At 69.8% G+C, this 5,426-nt stretch carries 7 protein-coding genes; 4 read left to right on the forward strand and 3 right to left on the reverse strand.

The genetic code is table 11. The features are described 5' to 3' along the window. Positions 1-136: 136 nt before the first annotated feature. The 3 genes from ACFE8Y_RS17440 (at position 137) to ACFE8Y_RS17450 (ending at position 1,725) form a co-directional block, all read left to right on the forward strand. Positions 137-1,108, forward strand: a complete 972-nt coding sequence (locus ACFE8Y_RS17440) for a class I SAM-dependent methyltransferase (RefSeq protein ID WP_375465647.1) — start codon at positions 137-139, stop codon at positions 1,106-1,108. A 216-nt stretch (positions 1,109-1,324) separates the two neighbouring features. Further along, positions 1,325-1,537 carry a hypothetical protein gene (locus tag ACFE8Y_RS17445; protein ID WP_375465648.1) on the forward strand — a complete coding sequence of 71 codons (213 nt, stop codon included), beginning with the start codon at positions 1,325-1,327 and terminating at the stop codon, positions 1,535-1,537. 11 nt (positions 1,538-1,548) lie between these two features. Next, complete coding sequence (locus ACFE8Y_RS17450) at positions 1,549-1,725, forward strand: hypothetical protein (protein WP_375465649.1); 177 nt, start codon at positions 1,549-1,551, stop codon at positions 1,723-1,725. A gap of 420 nt (positions 1,726-2,145) precedes the next feature. Here ACFE8Y_RS17450 and ACFE8Y_RS17455 read toward each other — a convergent pair whose 3' ends face one another. The 3 genes from ACFE8Y_RS17455 to ACFE8Y_RS17465 form a co-directional block, all read right to left on the reverse strand. Beyond that, positions 2,146-2,502 carry a lysozyme inhibitor LprI family protein gene (locus ACFE8Y_RS17455; RefSeq protein WP_375465650.1) on the reverse strand — a complete coding sequence of 119 codons (357 nt, stop codon included), beginning with the start codon at positions 2,500-2,502 and terminating at the stop codon, positions 2,146-2,148. A gap of 101 nt (positions 2,503-2,603) precedes the next feature. Continuing rightward, positions 2,604-3,038 carry a protoporphyrinogen oxidase HemJ gene (gene hemJ / locus ACFE8Y_RS17460; protein ID WP_375465651.1) on the reverse strand — a complete coding sequence of 145 codons (435 nt, stop codon included), beginning with the start codon at positions 3,036-3,038 and terminating at the stop codon, positions 2,604-2,606. 3 nt (positions 3,039-3,041) lie between these two features. After that, complete coding sequence (locus ACFE8Y_RS17465; RefSeq protein WP_375465652.1) at positions 3,042-4,178, reverse strand: uroporphyrinogen decarboxylase; 1,137 nt, start codon at positions 4,176-4,178, stop codon at positions 3,042-3,044. Positions 4,179-4,647: 469 nt separating this feature from the next. On the opposite strand from ACFE8Y_RS17465, the gene ACFE8Y_RS17470 reads away from it, so the two are divergent. After that, the coding region (locus tag ACFE8Y_RS17470) for a pyruvate, water dikinase regulatory protein (protein WP_375465653.1) at positions 4,648-5,426 on the forward strand (779 nt) is incomplete at its 3' end.

Raw genomic sequence — 5,426 nt, forward strand, 5'->3', positions numbered from 1 at the left:
CGCTACCGTCGGACCTCCGTCGCTCGTTCCCTGGTTTCTGCACGGTTGCGTCGGGTGAAGTCCGAAATGAGTCAAGCGCGTGTTAATCAAGCTGATGGCACGCCTTCCGGCTCGCAGCCACAGCCGATGAGAGCCTATGCAGCCGGTCCCAAGCGCCTCTGAAGCTGCATCGCCGTCCTCCATCGCGATCCCGCCCTGCCCGATCACCGGCGCCCCCGCGGTCCGCTGCATCGAGCGGATCGACGCCAGTTTCCTTACCATCCTTTGGTACCTGTCGGGCGAGGTCGATGTCGGGCCGCTACTGCTGCCGGCAAAGAACCTGCGCCTGTGGGAGTCGCCGACTGGACTCGCCTTCTTCGATCCGCCGATCGCGGGCGACGTTACCTTTTACCAGACGTTCTACGGGCGCATCGACGCCCACGACAAGCTCGCCGGGCCTGAAACCGAACGGCTGGAATTCCGGCGGGCGGCACAGTACGTCACGGCCGGGGCGCGGGTCCTTGATGTAGGCTGCGGTCACGGCGGCTTTCGCCACTACGTGCCGGATGCTGCCTATACCGGCCTCGACCCAAACTTCGCCGTCGAGGATCCAACCGGCGCGATCCTCAACGAAACGCTGGAGGCGCACGCGGCCCGCGTCGGCCCGGTCTACGACGTGGCATGCGCCTTCCAAGTGATCGAACACGTGGCCGATCCGCTTTCGTTCGCCAAAGCACTCGCCACTTGCGTCAAACCGGGCGGCCGGGTGCTGATCGGCACGCCCCTTTGGCCCTCACCCAACACCACGCTGCCGAACTTCGTCATGAACGCGCCGCCCCACCACCTGACTTGGTGGACACCTGGCGCCCTGGAGACCCTCGCGAAAGTGCTCGGCTGTACGCCGGAGGCCGTGCACCCGATCGGCATGGACCGGCATGACTCGCTGATCCACTGGATGGCCAAGGTCACTCCGGTGCGCTGCCACGACCGTTACTTCCGGCTCAACTGGCGCTGGATTGCGGCATTGGTCTTCGCCTACGCCGTGGGATCGCGCCTCGACCGCTGGTTACCCCTACCGAACACGACCCGGCCGAATGCCTTGCTTTTGGTCGCGCGCAAGGCGGCATGAGGCGTCGGCATCAACGGTGTTCTTCCGCGCGACAGCCGAACCCGTGTGCGGGTACATCGCGAGGGCTGGAAGCGCGCAAGTCCTCGACGGCGTCGCAGGCTCGAGCGAACACGTCAGGCGGTCGCGCCCTCGACGGTAGGCAGCCACGATCTGGGACATTCGGCTTCGGACCCGCTCCGATTCCGGCGCGTTGTTCTCGCCAACGGAGAGCCCGCCATGCCCGATAAGCCTCTGGCTCACACCGAAGACCTCGCGAACACCGAGTACGATGCTGGACGCCGTGCCCGTGCCGAGGTCGATCCTGGTGCGGTCCCTGCCGAACGGGAGACGAGCAAGCCGCTGCCGGTGCCCGGCGAGGGTCCCGAGGTCGGTCTGAATCAGAAGGGCACCGGCGAGGACGCGATCGTTCGTCGTGAAACCGAGATCTGAAAGGCCGCCCAATGTCCGACGACACCACCGATACGCAGGCCCAGCGGATGCCGAACGGCACGCCGAAGCCGGAGGGCGCCGCGATCACCCCGCTCGATACGACCACCGGCGAGGTGAGGCCGCACGAGGGTCCGATGGACCGGCCGGGCACAGAGGCCGAGGAAGAGGCGCGGAAGCGAAGCGAGTAGCCGATCACGGGCTTGCTTCCTGCGCGGGAGGCTACCGTCGTGATGACGCCTCGTGATGACAGGCGACATCGTCCCGAGAGCCCTGGCTGGGAGGCGACCGTGCTCCATGGTCACGCCGCCCGAGCACGGAATGTGAACGTCAGGCCCAGATCGGTGGGGTATTGGCTGATCCGGACTTGCGGCACCAATAACATCAAGCACTTGGCGCCTCGACAAGCAGGTCGTTGCCGGCACGCGTTCGCTACGAGGGCTCATGCCGCACGGATCGGTGCTGCGGCTGCGGTGAGCGAGGATCGCATCTCGGGGATCGCCGAGCGGGCAGCCGTGCCGGCTGGCGACGCCGTCGGCACGGCACTGATGCGTGTGACGCGCGGGTGTCACAGGCCCATCAGGCCATCGAGTGCCCTCAGCTCTTGATCACTATGGGGCCTCCTGCTTCGAGAACTCCGATTGCACCGCGCGCAGCACCGTCAGCCGCGCGTCGTAGACGTCCTTGAGGCAGGCGACATCGCCGCCGCAGGTGCGGCGCTCGGCGAGCCACGCCTCCTGGTCCTCGCGGAGCTTCGCCCCGCCGCCCATCGGCAGCACGTCCTTCAGGATCGCGAAGCGCACCGCCATCTCGACGTCGCGGTCGTTCAGCGGCAGGTGGGCGCAGACCGCCCGTTCGTCGGCGGCCTCCGCCCGGTCGCAGGGGAAGCTCGCGGCCCGGGCGGGGGTGCTCCAGCCGAGCGCCGCGACGGCGAGGATCGGGAGAACGCGGAGATCGAGGTTCGGCATGGGGGGCCAACGATGCGCGTGGCGAAATCGCTCCGGCGGGCGGCGAACGTGGTTAACCGGACCGGGCGACCGTCGGGGCGGCATCCCGGCCGCGAGACCGGTCAGAAGTCCGGCTTGACCACGGCCAGGATCACGATGGCGATCAGCAGCAGCGTCGGCACCTCGTTGATCACCCGGTAGAACCTGTGCCCCCGCGTGTTCCGGTCGGCGGCGAAATCCTTGACCATGCGGGCGAGCCAGCCGTGGATGCCGCTCATGGCGAGCACCAGGGCGAACTTCGCCTGGAGCCAGGGGCTGGCGTAGTACCCGCTCGTCCAGGCGAGCGTCAGGCCGAGGACCCAGGTCGCGATCATCGCCGGGTTCATGATCGCCTTGAGCAGGCGCCGCTCCATCACCTTGAAGGTCGCCGACTGCGCAGCCGATCCCGGGCCGGGCGCCAGCGCGGCGTGGTAGACGAACAGGCGCGGCAGGTAGAGCATCCCCGCCATCCACGCGATGAGCGCGATGACGTGCCCCGCCTTGATCCAGTCGTACACGCCTCACGCGCCCCTGAGCCGGGCCAGCATCCGCTCCACGTGCGCCACCGGCGTCTGCGGGGTGATGCCGTGGCCGAGGTTGAAGATGTGCGGCAGGCCGCGGGTGGCGTCGAGCACCGCGTCGACCGCGGCGTCGAGCGCGTCGCCGCCCGCGATCAGGGTGTCGGGATGGACGTTGCCCTGCGTCACGGTGCCGGCCGGCACCCGGTCGCGGAGGGCTTTCAGGTCCACCGACCAGTCGACGCCGACGGCGTCCGCCCCGGTCTCGGGCACGACGCGGGCGTGGCCGTCGAGCCCCGAGCCGCGGCAGAACACGATGACCTTCGCTCCCGGCACCTCGCGGCGGATGCCGGCGATCATCCGGGCGATGGGCCTGAACGACCAGCGCGCCAGCGCGTCCTCGGGCTCGGGCGGCAGCGCGCTCTCGGCGACCTCGCCGACCGGCTCGACCGGGTCGGCCGCGCCCGCGTGCGGCAGCGTGCCCGCGTGCGACTCGAAGATCTGCACCGCGTCGGCGCCGGCCCGGAGCTGGCGCACGAGGTACTCGGTCTGCACCGCGACCAGCCGGTCGATCAGTTCGTCGACGAGGGGCCTGTCGGCCTCGGCGAGCGCCCGGGCGGGCGCGAGGTCCGGCGTGCCCCGCCCGCCGATCATGTAGCTCGCCACCGTCCAGGGGGCCCCGCAGAAGCCGAGCAGCGTGGTCTCGGCGGGCAGCGCCGCCCGCAGGCGCCGCACGGTCTCGAAGACCGGCTCCAGGTGGGCGAAGATCGCCGGGTCGTCGGCCTGCCGCAGGCGCGCGAACTCGGCCCGGCCGGCGAGCGGATCGAGGCGCGGCCCCTCGCCCTCGACGAAGCGCACGTCCTGGCCCAGCGCGTGCGGGATCACCAGGATGTCGGAGAACAGGATCGAGGCCTCGAAGCCGAAGCGGCGGATCGGCTGGAGCGTGACCTCGACGGCGAAGTCCGGGTTGTAGCAGAGGTCGAGGAACGAGCCGGCCTCCGCCCGGGTCGCCCGGTACTCGGGCAGGTAGCGCCCGGCCTGGCGCATCATCCAGGCGGGCGGGGGCGCGATGGCCTCGCCGGACAGCACGCGCAGGACCTTGCGCTCCGTCGACACCCCGTGTCCGTCACCCTGCCCCATGCGCTCGCCCCATCCGCCGGTCCCCCGCTCGAGTCCTCCTCCACGCCGGCCGGGTGAGGCGGGCGGTCGCCATCCCCACCCCGGCCCTACTGAAGAGAAGAGAGACTCTAGAACTCTGTTTCTTCTCTTGGGGCTTGGATGGCGGGATCGCAACCGCGTCCACAGGCCGTCCCTGCGGCGACGGCGTTAAGCAGGCTTTAACGGGTTCGCTCTAATGTCCGGGATAGGGCAGTCCGCACAGCCCCTTGCGCGGCGCGATCCGGGCGGCGCCCGTCCGCGGACCGGATTCCCCCAGGTGCACGGAGTCCGCGCGTCCCGGGCGTCGGCCTGTTGACGCGGGAGTCGACGGTTTCCCGCGGGCCTCGGCTGGACCGGGCCGGCCGGGCATCCTATCCACATTCATCGACTCCCCTGACGGCCGGCTGTGGACAAGGGAGCCTCCCCTTCGCACGCGACCGGAGGAGACCGGATGAGCCGCAGCTACTTCCACCTCCACCTCGTCTCGGATTCCACCGGCGAGACGCTGATCAACGTCGGGCGCGCGGCCGCCGCGCAGTACGAGGGCGTCTCGGCGATCGAGCACGTCTACCCGCTGGTGCGCTCCGGGGCGCAGCTCGAGCGGGTGATCTCGGAGATCCAGGCGGCGCCCGGCCTCGTGCTCTACACGCTGGTCGGCGGCGACCTCGGCGAGCGCCTGGAGAGCGCCTGCCGCGAGTCGTGCTCGCCCTGCCTCTCGGTGCTCCAGCCGGTGCACAACCTGCTGCAATCCTACCTCGGGGCGCAGAAGGCGGCGCGGCCGGGTGCCCAGCACATGCTCAACGCGGAGTACTTCAAGCGCATCGACGCGATGAACTTCACGCTGGCCCACGACGACGGCAACCTGCCCGACGACCTGGAGGAGGCCGACGTGATCCTGATCGGGGTGAGCCGCACCTCGAAGACGCCGACGGGGATCTACCTCGCCAACCGCGGCCTCAAGACCACGAACATGCCGCTGGTGCCCGGCATGCCGCTGCCGCCGGCGCTGGAGAACGCGCGAAAACCCCTGGTGGTCGGGCTGATCGCGTCGCCAGAGCGCATCGTGCAGATCCGCCAGAACCGCCTGCTCAGCCTCAATGCCGACGAGGGCTCGCTCTACGTCGACCGCGGGGCGGTGGCCGACGAGATCACCGCCTCGCGCCGGCTGTTCAGCAAGAACCGCTGGCCGACCATCGACGTGACCCGCCGCTCCATCGAGGAGACGGCCGC

The sequence above is a fragment of the uncultured Methylobacterium sp. genome, from assembly GCF_964242245.1.
Taxonomy (GTDB): Bacteria; Pseudomonadota; Alphaproteobacteria; order Rhizobiales; family Beijerinckiaceae; genus Methylobacterium.